Genomic DNA, 17,826 nt, shown 5'->3' with positions numbered 1-17,826 from the left:
TTTCATTACCTATGATGCATCAGACAGCCCCGAACAATTAGTGAACCCATCTTATTCAGGTTTAATAATATTAATAAGAACCAATGACTTGATGTTTTATTAACAAGGAGGTGCCCCAACACTGGCGGATGGTTGCATGTATAACAAGAAAAGGTTGTGTTGTATTAAGACGCAGCAGAGCCATATTAACTGCCTGCCAAATATGAGAGGAGCCGGATCACTTAAGATGACCGACCGAAGAAAAATTAACTTTCCTTCTCAATCAATAACGCTTCCAGCAAATCTAAATCATGCAACAATTTTTGCAGGGTTTCATTGCTGATTTTTTGCGTCGCACGTAAGTGATATAATTCACCACGCTCAGACGGGCTTGTTGCAAAAAATGGAGTGACCATGAAAGCTGAGGCTATTCATCCCTTCTTCAGTGAACCCACATGGCCCCCTAGCGATTTCAAATGAAAACATTTTGCACCCGAGATCATTCTGTGGTGCTTACGGTGGTACGGCTCAACCCCGATGAGTTATGCCAATGTCAGCGATATGCTGGCAGAGCGTGGGGTTTCCGTTCACCGCTCTACGATTTACCGTTGGTTTATTGAATATGCCCCCATCAAAAAATTAGTCAAAGCGGGCGGGGGCTTCAAACGGCCAAACCTTGCCGGGTCAACTCTTCAGGGAGTTGAAACATTGCGACGACTGAATAAAGGTCAATTTGATATTTGGCTACGCCGTGACGAACCTGAGTATCGAGTGCGGGAAAGATCCGCCTTTATGAATCGGCTCTTTCATATTGAGGCGGTTTTAGCTTAATTATCCCGCTCATCTATCAGTAAAATCACCGACGCTCATTATTTGCAACAAGCCCACTTGATGGACTAACTATAGCTTGGTGTACAAACTTTATTATTCCAGAACAACCGCCAATGCCTGCGCACAGGCCCAGGCAGAGCTCCAGGCCCATTGGAAGTTATAGCCACCCAACCAGCCAGTGACATCAACAACCTCACCAATAAAGTACATTCCAGGCACTTTATGGGCCTCCATTGTCTTAGAGGAGAGCTCTTGGGTGTCAACACCACCAAGAGTGACCTCAGCAGTACGGTAGCCCTCGGTGCCATTGGGCTGCACTCGCCATTGTTGAAGATTGGCGACTAACGCGGCCTGCTGCGGCGCGTTTAATTGCTTCAGGGTAACGTCTGGCAGTTGCTCCAAGGTCTGAAGGCACTCCACCAGCCGCTTAGGTAACCGTTGAGCCAGAGTATTTTTCAGTGTCTGATTAGGGTGGTTTTTTCGCTCACTGTTTAGAAAATCATCTAAATCAGTATCAGGAAGTAAGTTAATGCTCACATACTCACCAGCCTGCCAATAGCTTGAAAGTTGTAAAATTGCTGGGCCAGAAAGCCCACGGTGAGTAAACAAAATACTCTCACGGAAGCTAACGCCATTTTCGGCGGTGACCACCGCAGGCACGGAAACCCCAGATAATGTTTGCAGGTGCTCCAGCAGCGGTTTGTGCAAGGTGAACGGGACTAATGCCGCACGGGTAGGGAGGACTTTCAAGCCAAACTGTTCTGCCAACTTATAGCCGAACGGTGAAGCACCAAGTCCGGGCATAGAGAGTCCGCCAGAGGCGACGACAAGTGAGTTAGTGCTCACTTCCAAATTATTAATTTGTAATACGAAACCGGTGCCGCTTTTTTCAACCGACAAAACATCGCTACGCAACCGAATCGTGACTTGCCCCAGCTCACACTCTTTCAGTAATAGTTCAACCACCTGCTGAGCAGAGTCATCGCAGAACAACTGCCCTAGCGCTTTCTCATGCCAGGCAATGCCATAGCGATTCATCAGATCGATGAAATCCCATTGGGTATAACGCGCCAAGGCAGATTTACAGAAGTGAGGATTCTGTGACAGATACGCGGCAGGCTCTGCAAAGAGATTGGTAAAATTACAGCGGCCACCACCAGACATCAGTATTTTGCGCCCCGCCTTTTTGCCGTTATCGACCAACAACACCCGACATCCGGCTTGTCCAGCCTGAGCGGCACAAAATAGCCCCGCAGCACCTGCACCTATCACTACCACATCAAACTGTTCCACACTTGGCCTCACTGAGTAAAATCATCATCGCTGCAAAATTGCCCGCTTTTGGCTGATTATTATATTATTTAGCGCATTCAACCGACAAATTGGCGGCGGGAGATTGTAAGTCGCTCGCAGGAATATCGCTATAGTAAGAAAATGTCTCATACAGTAAAACTAAGTAACCTGCTGATATAACATGCATATGTTGCTCAATAAGACGAATTCGTCTGCGGTCATGTCAAAAAAAGGTCATATTTTCCTTTTCCCCACCCCCCATTGTCACTGATAATGCGCCGCGTTCATGTCCACAAACTGGCGTAACGCTTATGCTACATCTTTTCGCTGGCCTGGATTTCCATACCGGCCTAATGTTAGTTCTTGCTTTGTTGTTCGTGCTGTTTTACGAAGCCATCAATGGTTTTCATGATACAGCCAATGCGGTCGCGACCGTAATCTATACCCGTGCCATGCGTTCACAGGTTGCTGTTGTGATGGCAGGGGTGTTTAACTTCCTCGGCGTGATGCTGGGCGGTTTGAGCGTGGCTTATGCTATCGTTCACTTATTGCCTACTGATCTGCTGTTAAACGTCAGTTCGGCGCATGGGTTGGCTATGGTCTTCTCTATGCTACTGGCGGCGATTATCTGGAATTTGGGCACTTGGTATTTCGGTATCCCGGCTTCCAGCTCTCATACGCTAATTGGTGCAATCATCGGTATTGGTTTAACCAATGCATTAATGACCAGTACATCTGTTGTAGATGCACTGAACGTTCCTAAGATGATTCAAATCTTCCTGTCATTAATCTTATCCCCAATTGTGGGTCTGGTTATTGCCGGTTTGATGGTGTTCCTGCTACGTCGTTACTGGAACGGGTCCAAGAAACAGCAACGTATTCACCTGACACCTGCTGAACGTGAAAAGAAAGACGGTAAACGTAAACCGCCCTTCTGGACCCGTACTGCGCTGATTCTATCGGCTATCGGTGTGAGTTTCTCTCATGGCGCTAACGATGGTCAGAAAGGGATTGGCTTGATCATGCTGGTATTAATCGGCGTGGCTCCGGCTGGGTTCGTCGTGAATATGAATGCAACCGGTTATGATATTGCCCGCACCCGCGATGCAGTGACCCATCTGCAACAATATTATCAGCAACATGTTGAGGTGTTACCTCATGCTGTCGCGCTGAAACCGCTGGTACCTGCACCAGAAACATTGCCGAATACACCGGCACAGTTCCATTGTGATAGCTCACGCGCCATGATTGCCATTGATCATGCCCAAACGTTGCTGGCTAATCTGCAAAGCTATGACGATCTGACGGTTGATCAACGCAGCCATATGCGTCGCTTGCTGATGTGTGTTGCCGAAACCGCAGGGACTGTTGCCAAACTGCCTGAAACCAGTGCTGAAGACCGCCGTTTCCTCAATAATCTGCGTACAGATTTGTTGGAAACTGTGGAATATGCACCGACCTGGATCATCGTTGCCGTCGCTCTGGCCCTCTCTTTGGGTACCATGATTGGCTGGAAACGTGTGGCAGTCACCATCGGTGAGAAAATCGGTAAGAAAGGCATGACTTACGCGCAAGGGGTTTCTGCCCAGATGACTGCGGCGGTTTCCATCGGTATTGCGAGTTATACCGGTATGCCAGTATCGACAACGCAAGTGCTCTCTTCAGCAGTTGCCGGGACCATGTTGGTTGATGGCGGTGGTGTTCAGAGTAAAACGGTGAAGAACATTATGTTGGCGTGGGTATTAACCTTACCAATATCTATTCTTCTTTCCGGTGGGTTGTACTGGGTGGCTCTAAGATTCATTTAAACCCAGCGAAACGTATTACTATCATAGTGCGCCTCAACCTAGCACTGTGATAAGACCGGGCAGTAAACATATTGAACGGTTACGGTAAATAAAAAAGGCGGCCTTATCAGGTCGCCTTTTTAAATGCTTCTCTGCCAATAATTCATACTAATACCACAACATTAAACCCACCAGACTGACCACTACCAATCCACATAATGCACTGGTCAGTATAAATTGCCCACGTAGCCTCTCACAGCGGCGAATAAACTCAGGATCGTGGTGATCAAGATAACGTTGGGCGAAGATGTAACCCACTAATCTAATTTGTTTGCTCGGCTGACCGTGGGAGGTAAAAAAGCCACCACCATCAACATATTGATACAGCAACGGGTCGCAGCCACGTAATACCACTAACAAAGCACGCAGAGATGAATAATAACGTGCCATATTAATCACACATACCACACATAAAGCCCAAAAAAGCGCGACGGTACTGATCATAATTATCCTCCCAGCGATATCTCACACATTGGGTCAATCACCTGAACCTCTGTGCCATCGCTTACTCTAGCCGATACAAACACCCCCAGGGCCTCAAAAAACACCCCCTATCGTCCGCTTTCTGACTATGCTCGATACGTTGTTCGTTCGACACAGTATCCGAACGTGTAGGACTCCCTTTATCAGTGTAGGAAATGAAATGGAAAATAGCCTGATAATCTCTAAATTAAGCCTATTTAGGCATTTGTTAACTATCGATTGGCATTAACTTATATCGAATATCTGTCACTGATAAATGCTCGTAACCCATACAAATTCCGCTTAAATATTAATCTCTCTTAACTGAATTACATAAATTTGGCTGCTGTTTTTTGTAAATTATATTTGCATCACAAATATGAAATTCCGTTAATCATGATGATTTATCAGCGCTATACTTAAGATAATGATCTGCTTTAAATTCAAGTATTCTCACCGTGCGCCAAGGCAATTAACGGGCGAATCTCATCACTTATTGGTGCAATTTGGTGCAAAATGACATACGGATGCTTTAGTGATCATCATCAAAACAGTGCGTTGTGATCCGTGAAACACTTCAGTTAGGGGTCATAATGATAGTATGCAGATACCGTGTTAGCACCCGTTCAACAGGTTGAATGTTTGCTTACCCATTAATTAACATTATGGAAGGAGTTTACTTATGGCTTACAAACACATTCTGATTGCGGTTGACCTATCTCCAGAAAGTAAGGTATTGGTGGAAAAGGCGGTCTCCATGGCCAGACCGTACAATGCCAAAGTTTCCCTGATCCATGTTGATGTTAACTACTCAGACCTCTATACCGGTCTGATCGACGTTAATCTTGGTGATATGCAAAAACGTATCTCTGAAGAAACCCATAATGCATTAACTGAGCTTTCGCAAAATGCGGGCTACCCAATTGAGCAAACCCTCAGCGGTAGCGGCGATTTGGGCCAGGTACTGGTTGATGCCATTAAGAAATATGATATGGACTTGGTATTATGCGGTCATCATCAGGATTTCTGGAGCAAATTGATGTCTTCAGCACGCCAACTGATCAATACCGTACATGTCGATATGCTTATCGTGCCACTGCGCGATGACGACGCCGAAGACGAATAAGTTTCGCGAGAGTCATCCTGTTTAGCTTTAACGCCCGCCTTTTGCGGGCGTTTTTAATCAACAACCCCCGCCAAGCCCCGATAGCCACTCATTGATAACCCTGCTAAGTTTTTGTCAAAATCCCTTGCTGTATGAATATAAACCAGTGATATAGTCGAAGATGCACAACATCGTCTCCTCACTATTTGGATAATAATAATAGTTCGCAAAAAGGTGTAGGGAGAGTCTTAATTGGTACAAGGAATTATTAGTGATGAATGGTTTAACCTCTCTGGAGTCGTTTTTAGAATCTTTACAACAACGTGATGCCAACCAACCAGAATATCTCCAAGCAGTACGTGAAGTCTTCACGTCACTTTGGCCCTTTCTGGAGCAAAACCCACATTACCGTGAACAAAGCCTACTCGAGCGCTTAGTCGAGCCAGAACGTGTTATTCAATTCCGCGTTGCCTGGACTGATGACCAAGGTAAAGTTCAGGTTAACCGCGCCTGGCGTGTTCAATTTAACTCGGCGATTGGTCCTTATAAGGGCGGGATGCGTTTCCACCCATCAGTAAACTTATCAATTCTGAAGTTCCTTGGTTTTGAACAGACCTTTAAAAATGCCCTGACAACCCTGCCTATGGGAGGCGGCAAAGGCGGTTCTGATTTTAATCCTAAAGGAAAAAGTCAGGCTGAAGTGATGCGTTTTTGCCAGGCACTGATGATGGAACTGTATCGTCATCTCGGCCCGGATACCGATGTTCCGGCGGGTGATATTGGTGTTGGTGGCCGTGAAGTGGCGTTTATGTCTGGCATGATGAAAAAACTGTCGAATAACACCGCTTGTGTCTTCACCGGCAAAGGTCTCTCCTTCGGCGGTAGTCTGATTCGCCCGGAAGCCACCGGTTATGGCTTGGTCTATTTCACCGACGCCATGTTAAAACGTCACGGCTTAGGTTTTGAAGGTCGTAAAGTCTCGGTTTCCGGCGCCGGAAATGTCGCACAATACACTATTGAAAAAGCCATGGAGCTGGGTGCCAAAGTGATTACCGCTTCTGACTCAGGTGGTACAGTGGTTGATGAAACAGGCTTTACCCCAGAAAAACTGGCTCATCTGGCTGAGATTAAGAACAATCGTTATGGTCGTATTGAAGATTATGCCCGTGAACGTAATCTGGTCTATTTAGCCGATCAGCAGCCATGGAGTGTACCGGTTGATATCGCGCTGCCATGTGCGACGCAGAATGAACTGGACCTGCCAGCGGCACGTCAACTGATTGCCAACGGGGTTAAAGCCGTTGCCGAAGGCGCTAATATGCCTACGACTATTCAGGCAACTGATGCTTTCCTTGATGCAGGGGTGCTGTTTGCACCGGGTAAAGCCGCCAATGCCGGTGGTGTTGCCACATCAGGTCTGGAAATGGCGCAGAACGCGGCCCGCCTGAGCTGGAAGGCAGAGAAAGTTGATGTCCGTCTGCATCACATCATGCTCGATATTCATCAATCTTGTGTTGAATACGGTGGCGAAGGCAAGCAAACCCACTATGTACACGGCGCGAATATTGCGGCCTTTGTTAAAGTGGCAGACGCAATGCTGGCCCAAGGTGTGTTGTAAGTAAGACTCTATTCCCATATTCTTTGAGGTAATAATACCAGAAGAATATGGGAACTTTATCCTCATAGATTTAAAAATCATATATCCCGCAGAGTAATATATAAAATCCTTAGTTCTTTTTAAGAACGTGCTTATTTTAAATATTATCGATGTCAGTAACATCCTTCCCGTGCATGAGTCGATAGCAAAGTAAATAATTTAAATTATGAGGAATAATAATGCTCAGGGAACAGACTAAAAATAATGTCAGAACTGTAGGTATTAATAATAGTATTGATATTAATAAATCAAAGGCGATTAATCTATTAGCGATAACCAGCAGAAACAAATGGCAAAATAAAGATAAGAATGGAATAAGTATTATCACTTATTCATTTAGCCAACGAATACCAATAGATTACCATTATTATAAATCAGCTGAGGGTGTTCCGGCCTATTCCCTTAATGAAGCCCAAATTCACCAGATAAGAACCGCTATGCTCGCCATTGCTGATGTGGCGAATATTAAATTTATTGAGGCTAAAGATGATGTTATAGCTAACATCCCCATTACCAATGTTTCACTCGATGGGTCACGTGGCGGTTATGCCTATCCCCCGAATCCTAGTAACCTCAGCCCCATATTTATTAATGCGAAGATAGAGGAGAATCTAGCCCCCACGCAATCAAACTATGGTGGTCGGGTGTTTATGCATGAACTCGGCCATGCACTCGGCTTGGAACATACTCATGACACCGTAGGCTTAACACAACAAACCAGCGTAATGAGCTATTTATCTGAGTTCTACTCAGGAGCAATCTACGGGGGTAACTTTGCATCAACCCCGCAACTCCATGATATTTTAGCACTTCAATACCTTTACGGAGCCAATAATCGTACCCGTATCGGTAATACGACTTATGGTTTCAATTCCAATAGTAATAGGGATTACTTTACTGCAACCCACGCTAACGACAAGTTGGTATTCTGCGTGTGGGATGCCGGTGGTAACGATACGTTTGATTTCTCGGGCTATCATCAAGACCAAAGAATCACACTGACTAAGCGTGGTTTCTCTGATATTGGTGGTTTGAGAGGCAATGTCTCAATTGCAAATAAAGTCGTGATTGAAAATGCCATCGCCGGTAGCGGTGATGATGAAATCAACGGTAACCGATCAAATAACACCCTGAACGGAGGGGGTGGTGATGACAGATTATGGGGCCGGGTGGGAAATGACCGGCTATTTGGCGGCCGTGGTAATGACAGGCTATCCGGTGGTAAGGGTGATGACTTCTTATCCGGCGGCGCGGGTAATGACCGGCTCAGCGGTGGCAATGGCAATGACCGGCTATTCGGCGGGCGCGGCGCTGACCGGATGAAAGGGGGAGAGGGCCATGATATTTTCCAATACCGTAATAGCAGAGATTCCACCAAAAAATATACCGATACCATCATCGACTTTACCTCTGGTGAAGATAAAATTGATTTATCATTCATTATGGCTGGCAATAATAATATTGTTATGGTCAATCAATTCAGCGCGAATGGTCAAACAGAATTAATGCAGAAATATGATGATGTCGCTAATATTACCTATCTGATGATTGATTTCGATCCAAAAATAAGCAAAGTCGATATGATGATAAAATTCACCGGTAAACATCAATTCACCCACAATGATTTTATTGTCAGTTCACCGCTTATTTCATAACTATTTATCCAGGTAGAATCGATGATTCAGGTGGCTGCAATAACGCGCAGCCGCCTGATTGAAACCAATATACCCAAAGTCATTGGTGTTACAGCCATAGGGCAAACTGACACTGTAATAACATCAAGGAAGTGGCATATAGAGGTCAAAACGATGACTTTTAGTGGTTACAGCCGCTTGCGCAGCTATTCCTGCCAACGGCTCGGCATAATCTGGCCGCTTCACCACCACCCGTTTGGTCGCTAACGCGCGGGCCGGTGCCAATAAACCATCGGCATCTTCATCCGCACCCACCAGCGATTGGAACACCCGCATCTCCTTTTTAACCAGTGCACTTTTCTGCCGGTGCGGATACATCGGATCGAGGTAAACCACTTCTGGCCGGGGTTCAATATCTGCCAGTGCTATCAGGCTGGAGGCGTGCAACAGCGTCAACCGTTCGCGCAGCCACGGACCAATCTCAGCATCCTGATAACCGCGACACAAACCATCATCGAGCAATGCTGCCACCACTGGATTGCGCTCCAGCATTTGCACCTGGCAACCCAGCGCCGCCAAAACAAACGCATCCCGCCCTAAGCCTGCGGTAGCATCGACCACGCGGGGAAGATAACCCTTTTTGACCCCGACGGCTTTGGCTACCGCTTCCCCTCGCCCACCACCGAACTTGCGGCGGTGCGCCAACGTGCCGGAGACAAAATCGACATAAATGCCGCCGAGCTTCGGCTCATCCCTCTTGCGCAATTCAAGGCGCTCAGGTGTCAACACCAGTGCCATAATGGCCTGCTCGTCAGACACCAAACCCCAACGCTCAGCCAAAATAGACAAGGCGCCGGGGGCGGCGCCTGCTTCAGACAATAAACAGATACTGACTTGTGACACGTTCTAGCCCTTAATACCGTAATGGCGCAGCATAGCATCCAACTGCGGTTCACGGCCACGGAAGCGCTTGAACAGCGTCATCGGCTCTTCAGAGCCACCACGGGACAGAATATTATCGAGGAAGGACTGCCCGGTGGCAGCATTGAAAATCCCCTCGTCTTCGAAACGCGAGAATGCATCTGCCGAGAGCACTTCTGCCCACAAATAGCTGTAGTAACCCGCTGCATAGCCACCGGCAAAGATATGGCTAAAGGCATGCGGGAAGCGGCCCCATGTCGGTGACGGTACCACTGCCACCTGCTTTTTCACTTCATACAGGATCGGCAGGATCTGTGCACCGGTCAGTGGATCGAACTCATAATGCATGCGGAAATCGAACAGCCCGAACTCTAATTGACGCAGAATAAATAGCGCCGCCTGATAGTTTTTCGCCGCCAACAGTTTATCCAGCATCTCTTGCGGTAATGGCTCATGGGTTTCGTAATGGCCGGAAATAAACGCCAGCGCCTGTGGCTCCCAGCACCAGTTTTCCATAAACTGACTCGGCAATTCGACCGCATCCCAAGGGACACCATTGATACCCGAGACGCCGGCAGTATCAATTTTGGTCAGCATGTGATGCAAACCATGACCGAACTCATGGAACAAGGTGGTGACTTCGTTATGGGTGAACAGCGCCGGTTTACCGCCGACTGGCCCGTTAAAGTTACAGGTCAGATAAGCCACCGGCTTTTGCAATTGACCGTTCGCCAGACGCAGGCTACCGACGCAATCATCCATCCAGGCACCGCCACGTTTGTGCTCACGGGCATACAAGTCAAGATAGAAGCTGCCGCGCAGTTCACCGCTGGCATCAAAGAGTTCGAAGAAACGCACATCTGGATGCCAAGTATCCACATCTCGGCGCTCTTTGGCGCTAATACCGTAAATACGTTTAACGACTTCGAATAACCCTTCCACCACCCGCTGTTCCGGGAAGTAAGGTCGCAATTGCTCGTCACTGATGGAGAACAGATGCTGCTTCTGCTTCTCTGAATAATAGGTGATATCCCAAGCAGCCAACTCATTGACGCCGTAGTGTTTTTCAGCAAAAGCACGTAATTGTGCCAGTTCTTCTTCAGCCTGCGGACGGGCGCGTTTCGCCAAATCGTTCAGGAAACCAAGCACCTGTTGCGGGCTTTCTGCCATTTTGGTCGCCAGCGATTTCTCGGCATAGCTGCCAAAACCTAACAGTTGTGCCAATTCATGACGCAATGTCAGAATTTCCGCCATGATTTCACTGTTATCCCACTTACCGGCATTTGGCCCCTGATCAGAGGCGCGGGTAGCAAAGGCGCGATACATCTCTTCGCGCAATTTAGCGTTATCAGCATAGGTCAGAACCGGTAGATAACTTGGCATATCCAGTGTCAGCAACCAACCATCCTGCTGTTTGGCTTCAGCCATAGCTTTAGCCGCAGCCAAGGCACTTTCTGGCAAGCCTTGCAATTGGTTAACATCAGTAATTAACTTGCTCCAGCCCATAGTGGCATCGAGCACGTTATTGCTGTAAGTGGAGCCTAGCTCAGACAAACGGGCGACAATTTCGCCATAACGTTTCTGCTGATCGGGTTGCAAACCGATACCGGATAACTGGAAATCGCGCAGCGCATTCTCTACTGCTTTGCGCTGTGGGGCTGTCAATGCATCAAACCCCGGGCCTTCTTTCAGACTGACATAGGCCTGATACAAACCTTTATGTTGACCCACCCAAGTACCGTATTCCGACAGCAATGGCAGGCTTTGTTCATATGCAGTGCGCAGTTCCGGGCTATTTTTGACCGAATTTAAATGCCCGACCGGCGACCAGATACGCGATAAGCGATCGTCAGACTCAGCCAATGGCTGGCACAGGTTATCCCAAGTGAAAGGTCCTGGCTGGGCAACTACCCGCTCCACCGCTTGACGGCATTCATCCAGCGCGGATTTCACCGCAGGCACGATATCTTCGGGGCGAATCGCAGAAAATGGCGGCAGGGAGAACGGGGTCAACAGCGGATTTGTCATAGGGCAGTCCTGATTATAGTTTTGGATATCAATGATTCTTTTGAATATCAATGATCGTTTTCAATACCGCCGCGATGGTGAATACAACGACGACTTATAAATTATCTATGTATGATTAACATGAGGTCTATCAACATGAAAATCAATGGCTGGCGGCCTGACGACTATTGATTACCCACCGATTTTGGCAATCAAGCTCGCACTGCTGGTGTAGCAAAAACCTCAACCAGCTTAAATTGCTCAAAGACCAATAGCATCTCAGGGGAGAAATCACCCTCTCGTTCAAAGAAGGCCCGATGCCCGGTCTGCCAATAAACCAAGCTTTTATCTCCCTCGCCCTCTTTGGCCGCCATTTCTGCGGTGACATCACAATAGCGGACCAGCGTTAAGCTCATGGTTCTAATGACACAAACCGGTGTGCCTCGGCCATCGAGAATGACATTGTAATCACCAACACTGGGCGAAGCTTCTGATTTATAAGCACGATAGGAGCAACAAGTCGCTGTTTTAGCGCCGTTGATGACCAATTGCGCCAATTCATCTGCCATCTCAGAACTGTCGCCAAAGGACCAGAGCAAAGCGTCTGGGTAGTGCTCAGCAATTATCTTGTTAGTCATTATTATATCCATTGAGGTGAGATCAGGTATTCATCACAGATTAATGCAATTCAGTTTTTATCCACCAGACAGTTTATACTAGTTGCCATAATGTGCTGGCTGCGGTTTCTCACCAGGGTGTTTGTCGCATCCACAGATAAAAAGCACTGCCACAATCTACAGCATATATTCTCGCTAAATCCTTGATTTAAATTAGAATATCAATTGGTTAAAATAAAATGTTAAGTTATCGCCATAGTTTTCACGCCGGCAACCATGCCGACGTTCTTAAACATACCGTTCAAAGTCTGATTATTGAGTCTTTGAAGGAAAAAGAAAAACCGTTCCTTTATTTGGATACCCACGCCGGTGCCGGTCGCTACCAGTTAAGCGGCGAGCATGCCGAGCGCACGGGTGAATACCTTGATGGTATCGGCCTACTGTGGCAACGAGATGATTTACCTGCTGATTTAGCGCCATATATCAGTGCTATCAATTACTTTAACCGTAGTGAAAAACTGCGTTACTACCCCGGCTCACCATTAATCGCCCGCCATTTATTGCGTGAAGATGACAAAATTCATCTGACTGAACTACACCCAAGCGACTACCCGTTGCTGCGCAATGAGTTTGCTAAAGATGAGCGAGCTAAAGTTCAACGTGCCGATGGTTATCAACAACTTAAATCACAATTGCCCCCATCATCACGCCGGGGTTTTGTTCTGATTGATCCGCCGTATGAAATGAAAACGGATTATCAGGATGTGGTGAAAGGTATTCAGGAAGGCTATAAACGCTTTGCAACGGGTACCTATGCATTATGGTATCCAGTGGTTTTACGTCAGCAAATCAAACGTATGTTACGGGATCTGGAAGCCACCGGCATCCGCCGTATCTTGCAAATTGAGCTGGCAGTGCGCCCGGACAGTGACCAACATGGTATGACCGCATCTGGCATGATTGTGATTAACCCGCCGTGGAAGCTAGAACAACAGATGAATACCTTGTTGCCGTGGCTGCACAACGTGCTGGTGCCATCGGGCCATGGTCATACCCTGGTGAAGTGGGTAGTGCCAGAATAAACACAGCCTAAATCAATTGGTCACGCGAATCAGAGCCATTGACGCAACCTTTGCGACAAAACTCGGGTAAGCGTTAAACTGTTAGGCAAATTTTAAACAACGTGGGAACGATTCTGATGACCAAACATTACGACTATCTGGCAATTGGCGGTGGCAGTGGTGGGATCGCGTCGATCAACCGGGCAGCCATGTACGGCAAAAAGTGTGCGCTGATCGAAGCTAAACAACTTGGTGGCACCTGCGTCAACGTTGGTTGTGTGCCGAAAAAAGTAATGTGGCATGCTGCGCAAATTGCAGAAGCGATTCATTTGTATGGCCCAGATTACGGTTTCGATACCACGGTGAACCATTTCGATTGGAAAAAGCTGATCGCTAACCGTACTGCTTACATCGATCGTATCCATCAGTCTTATGAGCGTGGTTTAGGCAATAACAAAGTGGATGTTATTCATGGTTTCGCGCGTTTTGTTGATGCGCATACTGTGGAAGTGAACGGTGAAAAAATCACTGCTGATCACATCCTGATCGCCACCGGTGGCCGCCCAAGTCACCCGAATATCCCTGGCGCAGAATACGGGATTAACTCCGATGGCTTCTTCGAATTAGACGAGATGCCAAAGCGAGTTGCCGTAGTAGGTGCAGGTTATATCGCGGTAGAAATCGCCGGGGTGCTCAATGGGTTAGGTACAGAAACCCATCTGTTTGTGCGCAAACATGCACCATTGCGTACTTTTGATCCGCTGATTGTTGAAACTCTGCTTGAAGTGATGAACACCGAAGGGCCAACACTGCATACCGACGCGGTACCAAAAGCGGTGATTAAAAACGCCGATGGTAGCCTAACGCTGCAACTGGAAAATGGCACTGAAGTCACCGTTGACCACCTGATTTGGGCCATTGGCCGTGAACCGTCAACTGACAACCTCAATCTGTCTGCCAGCGGTGTCAAAACCAATGACAAAGGCTATATCGAAGTTGATAAGTTCCAAAACACTAACGTCAAAGGTATCTACGCCGTCGGGGACAACACCGGTGCGGTTGAACTGACCCCTGTAGCCGTGGCTGCGGGTCGCCGTTTGTCTGAACGCTTGTTCAATAACAAGCCGGATGAGCATCTGGATTACAGTAATATCCCAACCGTGGTATTCAGCCATCCGCCAATCGGCACTATTGGTCTGACTGAGCCGCAAGCACGTGAGAAGTTTGGCGACGATCAGGTGAAAGTGTACAAATCTTCATTCACTGCAATGTACAGCGCGGTGACTCAGCACCGCCAGCCATGCCGGATGAAATTAGTGTGCGTAGGGGTGGAAGAGAAGATTGTTGGTATCCATGGTATCGGTTTCGGTATGGATGAAATCTTGCAAGGGTTTGCTGTCGCCGTGAAAATGGGCGCGACCAAGAAAGATTTCGACAACACCGTCGCTATCCACCCGACCGCCGCAGAAGAGTTTGTAACCATGCGTTAAGGTTTGGTAAAAGATCAGAAAGGCTATGGACCGCAGGGTTGATAGCCTTTTTTATTGTTTTAAATTCTATCCTCGCGAATATTTCTTACTTTCACGCGGGTGATCCCTTAGTAGTTTCCAGCCAAAATTCATGCCCGCAGCAGCCAATAGGATGGCGGTCGCCCCAGCTATTTGCACGAGACTCAAGCGGTGATCGAATACCAACCAGTCGACAATAATCGCCACAACCGGATAAATAAAAGATAACGTGCCAACCAAACTGGTCGGGATTTTCTGAATCGCGCTGTACAACAGTGCGGACATTAACCCAGTGTGAACCACGCCGATAATGAACAGTAATCCCCATGTGCTGCCTGATAGCGGTAAATCAGACCAACACACAAAGGGTGCCAGCAAAATAGCGCCGACCAACAACTGAATCAGTACAATCAGATGTGGTGGCAAGCCTTTTAGCCGTTTGATAATCGCGGCCGTTACCGCATACATAAATGCCGCCCCCAGCGCCATAATGATGCCGAAGAGGTAGTCAGAACCTGAGGTGATGGCCCCCGGTTGCCCGATAATGATAAACAGCATCCCGCCAAAAGCGACCAGCAACCAACAGAGCGCATTTACTGTTAATTTCTCACCAAAAAACAGCACCCCCAGCCCAACCAGCATAAAGGGTTGAGTATGGTAGGTAACGGTTGCCATCGAAATGGAGGCATAAGAGTAAGCGCCAAACAGTAGAACCCAGTTCAATACCAGCGTAATACCACCGATAACTGCAATGACGATATGCTGTCGCGTGAGCACACCGCGTTTGAGTAAACCCAGCATGGCACAAGCGATAAACATGGCGAATGCACCAAATACACAGCGCCAGAACACAACCGTTACCGCAGGTTGCCCTGATGCGATAACCGGCCAGCCCACAGTACCGGAAATAAGCATAGCTGCGACCATTTCCATGGCCCCGCGAGCTTTCATTTTTATCATTCTCTCTCCGTAATCGCTGCCAGGATGCTTTTGTATTTGAGTGCTTGGCACTCAACAGACAATACATTAAAATGAACAAGTGACTATTATGGTGAACGACAATCAATCGTTCGTCAAGATGAACAAATGAATGATATGGTGAACAATGACTCACTTTATACCCGATAACTCAGACCATGCAGCAACCCCGATTGGCTTGCTTTCTGCCTCTATTCGCCGGGAACGTGAGAAGTTAGGGCTGACGGTAACGGAATTAGCAAAGCGTGCAGGTATCGCGAAATCGACGTTATCGCAATTGGAAGGTGGAGCCGGTAATCCCAGTCTGGAAACACTGTGGTCGTTAGCCATGGCACTGGATGTTCCGGTCAGTCGGCTTATCGCCCAGCCGCGCATGCATGTTCAGGTGATCAGGGCCAATGAAGGGATTACTGCGGTTTCTGAACAGGCGAACTACACCGCGACGTTGCTGGCTGCCTGCCCCACAGGGGTACAGCGGGATATCTATCGGATTAATGTTCAACCCGGTGAACTCAGGCGCTCCCGAGCACATATGCCCGGTACCATTGAACATGTGATTATCAGTTCAGGAAAAGCCAGAATCGGCCCAGTTGATCAAGCAGTTGAGTTAAACGCAGGAGACTACATTAGCTATTCTGCTGATGTGGAACATATTTTTGAAGCACTGGCCGTGGATACCACTGCGGTGATGATGATTGAGCACACATAAGCTATCGAGATATCCGTGGTCATACAGAATCCCGACCGACACCCTGGCATAACTATTGGTTAGGTTGTGATAGACGTCGACTCTGCTATTATCAACAGGTTGCTGCCATTTTGTATCATATTTTGTAGAATAATCATCTGCATAAGGCATGGATTAAGGCCACTGAGGAGAATTATGCCGAACGCACCGAAAGACAACTCAGCCCCACTGGCGGCGGGGATTGAAACCGGTAAAAAAGCCATTTCCTATATGACCCAGCTGAGTAACCACATCAAAGCTTACCCAGTGGTTGCTCATATTATCCGTGCCACCGATCGCTTTAATGACCGGATGGGCAGCCAGTTTGGTGCAGCTATTACGTATTTTTCTTTTTTGTCACTGATCCCTATTTTGATGGTTTCTTTCGCCGCAGTCGGTTTTGTCCTAGCGTCTAATCCTGACTTATTAGCTGAATTAATTAATAAAATTGTCAATACCATCAGTGATCCAACACTGGCCGCTACACTTAAAAACACGGTAAATACCGCAATCCAGCAGCGCACCACCGTCGGCTTGACTGGCTTAGCGATTGCGCTGTATTCCGGTATCAGTTGGATGGGGAACTTACGCGAGGCGATTCGTGCTCAATCACGGGATGTGTGGGAGCGTAATCCACAGGATCAGGAAAAGTTCTACTACCGTTATGCCCGCGATTTTATCTCGCTGACCGGGTTGGTTATCGCACTGATTATCACCCTGTCACTGACGTCAATTGCCGGTGCTGCACAATCTGCCATTGTTGATGCATTAGGATTGGGGGGAATTGATTGGTTACGGCCCGTTATGACATTGATTGCGTTGTCGATCTCTATTGCGGCTAACTATTTGTTATTTTTATGGATATTCTGGATTCTGCCGCGCCATAAACCTAAGAAAAAAGCGTTACTGCGCGGCACCCTGATTGCCGCTATCGGCTTTGAGATAATTAAGTTTGTCATGACGATGATGCTACCACGCCTTGCCAGTTCGCCGTCCGGGGCGGCTTTTGGCTCCGTTATTGGTTTAATGGCGTTTTTCTACTTTTTTGCCCGGCTAACGTTATTTTGTGCCGCCTGGATAGCCACAGCCCACTACGCTGAGGATGAAACCTTACCGCAAGGCGGGGGAAACAAGGCCACCCAATAAGCCCAACCAGATAGGGTCAATACCCCATTAATGATAAATAAGCATTATGGCGT

At 47.6% G+C, this 17,826-nt stretch carries 16 protein-coding genes; 9 read left to right on the top strand and 7 right to left on the bottom strand.

The genetic code is table 11. The features are described 5' to 3' along the window. Positions 1-245 precede the first annotated feature (245 nt). Positions 246-395 carry a hypothetical protein gene (locus Q2T72_RS00675; protein ID WP_193784877.1) on the bottom strand — a complete coding sequence of 50 codons (150 nt, stop codon included), beginning with the start codon at positions 393-395 and terminating at the stop codon, positions 246-248. A gap of 82 nt (positions 396-477) precedes the next feature. Between Q2T72_RS00675 and Q2T72_RS00670 the strand changes: the two genes are divergently transcribed. After that, complete coding sequence (locus Q2T72_RS00670) at positions 478-810, top strand: hypothetical protein (protein ID WP_227746606.1); 333 nt, start codon at positions 478-480, stop codon at positions 808-810. Between the two features lie 93 nt (positions 811-903). On the opposite strand, the gene Q2T72_RS00665 is transcribed toward Q2T72_RS00670, so the two are convergent. Next, positions 904-2,103 carry an NAD(P)/FAD-dependent oxidoreductase gene (locus tag Q2T72_RS00665; RefSeq protein WP_372568472.1) on the bottom strand — a complete coding sequence of 400 codons (1,200 nt, stop codon included), beginning with the start codon at positions 2,101-2,103 and terminating at the stop codon, positions 904-906. A gap of 311 nt (positions 2,104-2,414) precedes the next feature. On the opposite strand from Q2T72_RS00665, the gene pitA reads away from it, so the two are divergent. Continuing rightward, positions 2,415-3,911: an inorganic phosphate transporter PitA gene (gene pitA / locus Q2T72_RS00660; protein ID WP_083161331.1), complete on the top strand. Its 1,497-nt coding sequence runs from the start codon at positions 2,415-2,417 to the stop codon at positions 3,909-3,911. A 147-nt stretch (positions 3,912-4,058) separates the two neighbouring features. On the opposite strand, the gene uspB is transcribed toward pitA, so the two are convergent. Next, positions 4,059-4,394, bottom strand: coding sequence for a universal stress protein UspB (uspB, locus tag Q2T72_RS00655; RefSeq protein ID WP_005187112.1), 336 nt, complete (start codon positions 4,392-4,394; stop codon positions 4,059-4,061). A gap of 700 nt (positions 4,395-5,094) precedes the next feature. On the opposite strand from uspB, the gene uspA reads away from it, so the two are divergent. The 3 genes from uspA (at position 5,095) to Q2T72_RS00640 (ending at position 8,829) form a co-directional block, all read left to right on the top strand. After that, positions 5,095-5,538 carry a universal stress protein UspA gene (gene uspA / locus Q2T72_RS00650; RefSeq protein ID WP_083161333.1) on the top strand — a complete coding sequence of 148 codons (444 nt, stop codon included), beginning with the start codon at positions 5,095-5,097 and terminating at the stop codon, positions 5,536-5,538. Between the two features lie 253 nt (positions 5,539-5,791). Beyond that, entirely contained in the window at positions 5,792-7,135 is a 1,344-nt protein-coding gene (gene gdhA / locus Q2T72_RS00645) for an NADP-specific glutamate dehydrogenase (protein WP_083161335.1), read from the top strand. Between the two features lie 476 nt (positions 7,136-7,611). Next, on the top strand, positions 7,612-8,829 hold the full coding sequence (locus Q2T72_RS00640; RefSeq protein WP_227746571.1) for a M10 family metallopeptidase C-terminal domain-containing protein: 1,218 nt from the start codon (positions 7,612-7,614) through the stop codon (positions 8,827-8,829). Between the two features lie 123 nt (positions 8,830-8,952). On the opposite strand, the gene rsmJ is transcribed toward Q2T72_RS00640, so the two are convergent. The 3 genes from rsmJ to Q2T72_RS00625 form a co-directional block, all read right to left on the bottom strand. Next, a complete protein-coding gene (gene rsmJ / locus Q2T72_RS00635) occupies positions 8,953-9,711 on the bottom strand; it encodes a 16S rRNA (guanine(1516)-N(2))-methyltransferase RsmJ (protein WP_083161340.1) in 759 nt (252 codons plus the stop codon). A 3-nt stretch (positions 9,712-9,714) separates the two neighbouring features. After that, a complete protein-coding gene (gene prlC, locus Q2T72_RS00630) occupies positions 9,715-11,757 on the bottom strand; it encodes an oligopeptidase A (RefSeq protein WP_372568471.1) in 2,043 nt (680 codons plus the stop codon). A 191-nt stretch (positions 11,758-11,948) separates the two neighbouring features. Continuing rightward, positions 11,949-12,374, bottom strand: a complete 426-nt coding sequence (locus tag Q2T72_RS00625) for an ASCH domain-containing protein (RefSeq protein ID WP_083161344.1) — start codon at positions 12,372-12,374, stop codon at positions 11,949-11,951. Between the two features lie 218 nt (positions 12,375-12,592). Here Q2T72_RS00625 and Q2T72_RS00620 point away from each other — a divergent pair, with 218 nt between their 5' ends. Next, the gene (locus Q2T72_RS00620) at positions 12,593-13,435 is read left to right on the top strand and encodes a 23S rRNA (adenine(2030)-N(6))-methyltransferase RlmJ (protein ID WP_083161346.1); all 843 of its coding nucleotides are present in this window, start codon (positions 12,593-12,595) and stop codon (positions 13,433-13,435) included. A 116-nt stretch (positions 13,436-13,551) separates the two neighbouring features. Further along, a complete protein-coding gene (gene gorA / locus Q2T72_RS00615) occupies positions 13,552-14,904 on the top strand; it encodes a glutathione-disulfide reductase (RefSeq protein WP_372560271.1) in 1,353 nt (450 codons plus the stop codon). 66 nt (positions 14,905-14,970) lie between these two features. Here gorA and Q2T72_RS00610 read toward each other — a convergent pair whose 3' ends face one another. Further along, positions 14,971-15,879, bottom strand: coding sequence for a DMT family transporter (locus Q2T72_RS00610; RefSeq protein WP_372569836.1), 909 nt, complete (start codon positions 15,877-15,879; stop codon positions 14,971-14,973). 148 nt (positions 15,880-16,027) lie between these two features. Here Q2T72_RS00610 and Q2T72_RS00605 point away from each other — a divergent pair, with 148 nt between their 5' ends. Both Q2T72_RS00605 and yhjD read left to right on the top strand, forming a co-directional pair. Beyond that, a complete protein-coding gene (locus tag Q2T72_RS00605) occupies positions 16,028-16,609 on the top strand; it encodes a helix-turn-helix domain-containing protein (RefSeq protein WP_083161348.1) in 582 nt (193 codons plus the stop codon). 174 nt (positions 16,610-16,783) lie between these two features. Continuing rightward, positions 16,784-17,773 carry an inner membrane protein YhjD gene (gene yhjD, locus Q2T72_RS00600; protein WP_372568470.1) on the top strand — a complete coding sequence of 330 codons (990 nt, stop codon included), beginning with the start codon at positions 16,784-16,786 and terminating at the stop codon, positions 17,771-17,773. Positions 17,774-17,826: the final 53 nt, after the last annotated feature.

The organism is Yersinia sp. 2466 StPb PI (assembly GCF_041538325.1).
Classification (GTDB): Bacteria; Pseudomonadota; Gammaproteobacteria; order Enterobacterales; family Enterobacteriaceae; genus Yersinia; species Yersinia enterocolitica_E.
Note: the sequence above shows the minus strand (reverse complement) of the source record. Positions and strands in the feature narration are given on the sequence as shown.

Excerpts from the sequence above, each read along its gene's own strand:
- pitA (WP_083161331.1), top strand. The coding sequence starts at position 2,415 with ATGCTACATCTTTTCGCTGGCCTGGATTTCCATACCGGCCTAATGTTA.
- gorA (WP_372560271.1), top strand. The coding sequence starts at position 13,552 with ATGACCAAACATTACGACTATCTGGCAATTGGCGGTGGCAGTGGTGGG.
- uspB (WP_005187112.1), bottom strand. The coding sequence starts at position 4,394 with ATGATCAGTACCGTCGCGCTTTTTTGGGCTTTATGTGTGGTATGTGTG.
- prlC (WP_372568471.1), bottom strand. The coding sequence starts at position 11,757 with ATGACAAATCCGCTGTTGACCCCGTTCTCCCTGCCGCCATTTTCTGCG.
- Q2T72_RS00620 (WP_083161346.1), top strand. The coding sequence starts at position 12,593 with ATGTTAAGTTATCGCCATAGTTTTCACGCCGGCAACCATGCCGACGTT.
- Q2T72_RS00640 (WP_227746571.1), top strand. The coding sequence starts at position 7,612 with ATGCTCGCCATTGCTGATGTGGCGAATATTAAATTTATTGAGGCTAAA.
- Q2T72_RS00605 (WP_083161348.1), top strand. The coding sequence starts at position 16,028 with ATGACTCACTTTATACCCGATAACTCAGACCATGCAGCAACCCCGATT.
- Q2T72_RS00675 (WP_193784877.1), bottom strand. The coding sequence starts at position 395 with ATGGTCACTCCATTTTTTGCAACAAGCCCGTCTGAGCGTGGTGAATTA.
- gdhA (WP_083161335.1), top strand. The coding sequence starts at position 5,792 with ATGAATGGTTTAACCTCTCTGGAGTCGTTTTTAGAATCTTTACAACAA.
- Q2T72_RS00625 (WP_083161344.1), bottom strand. The coding sequence starts at position 12,374 with ATGACTAACAAGATAATTGCTGAGCACTACCCAGACGCTTTGCTCTGG.
- yhjD (WP_372568470.1), top strand. The coding sequence starts at position 16,784 with ATGCCGAACGCACCGAAAGACAACTCAGCCCCACTGGCGGCGGGGATT.
- uspA (WP_083161333.1), top strand. The coding sequence starts at position 5,095 with ATGGCTTACAAACACATTCTGATTGCGGTTGACCTATCTCCAGAAAGT.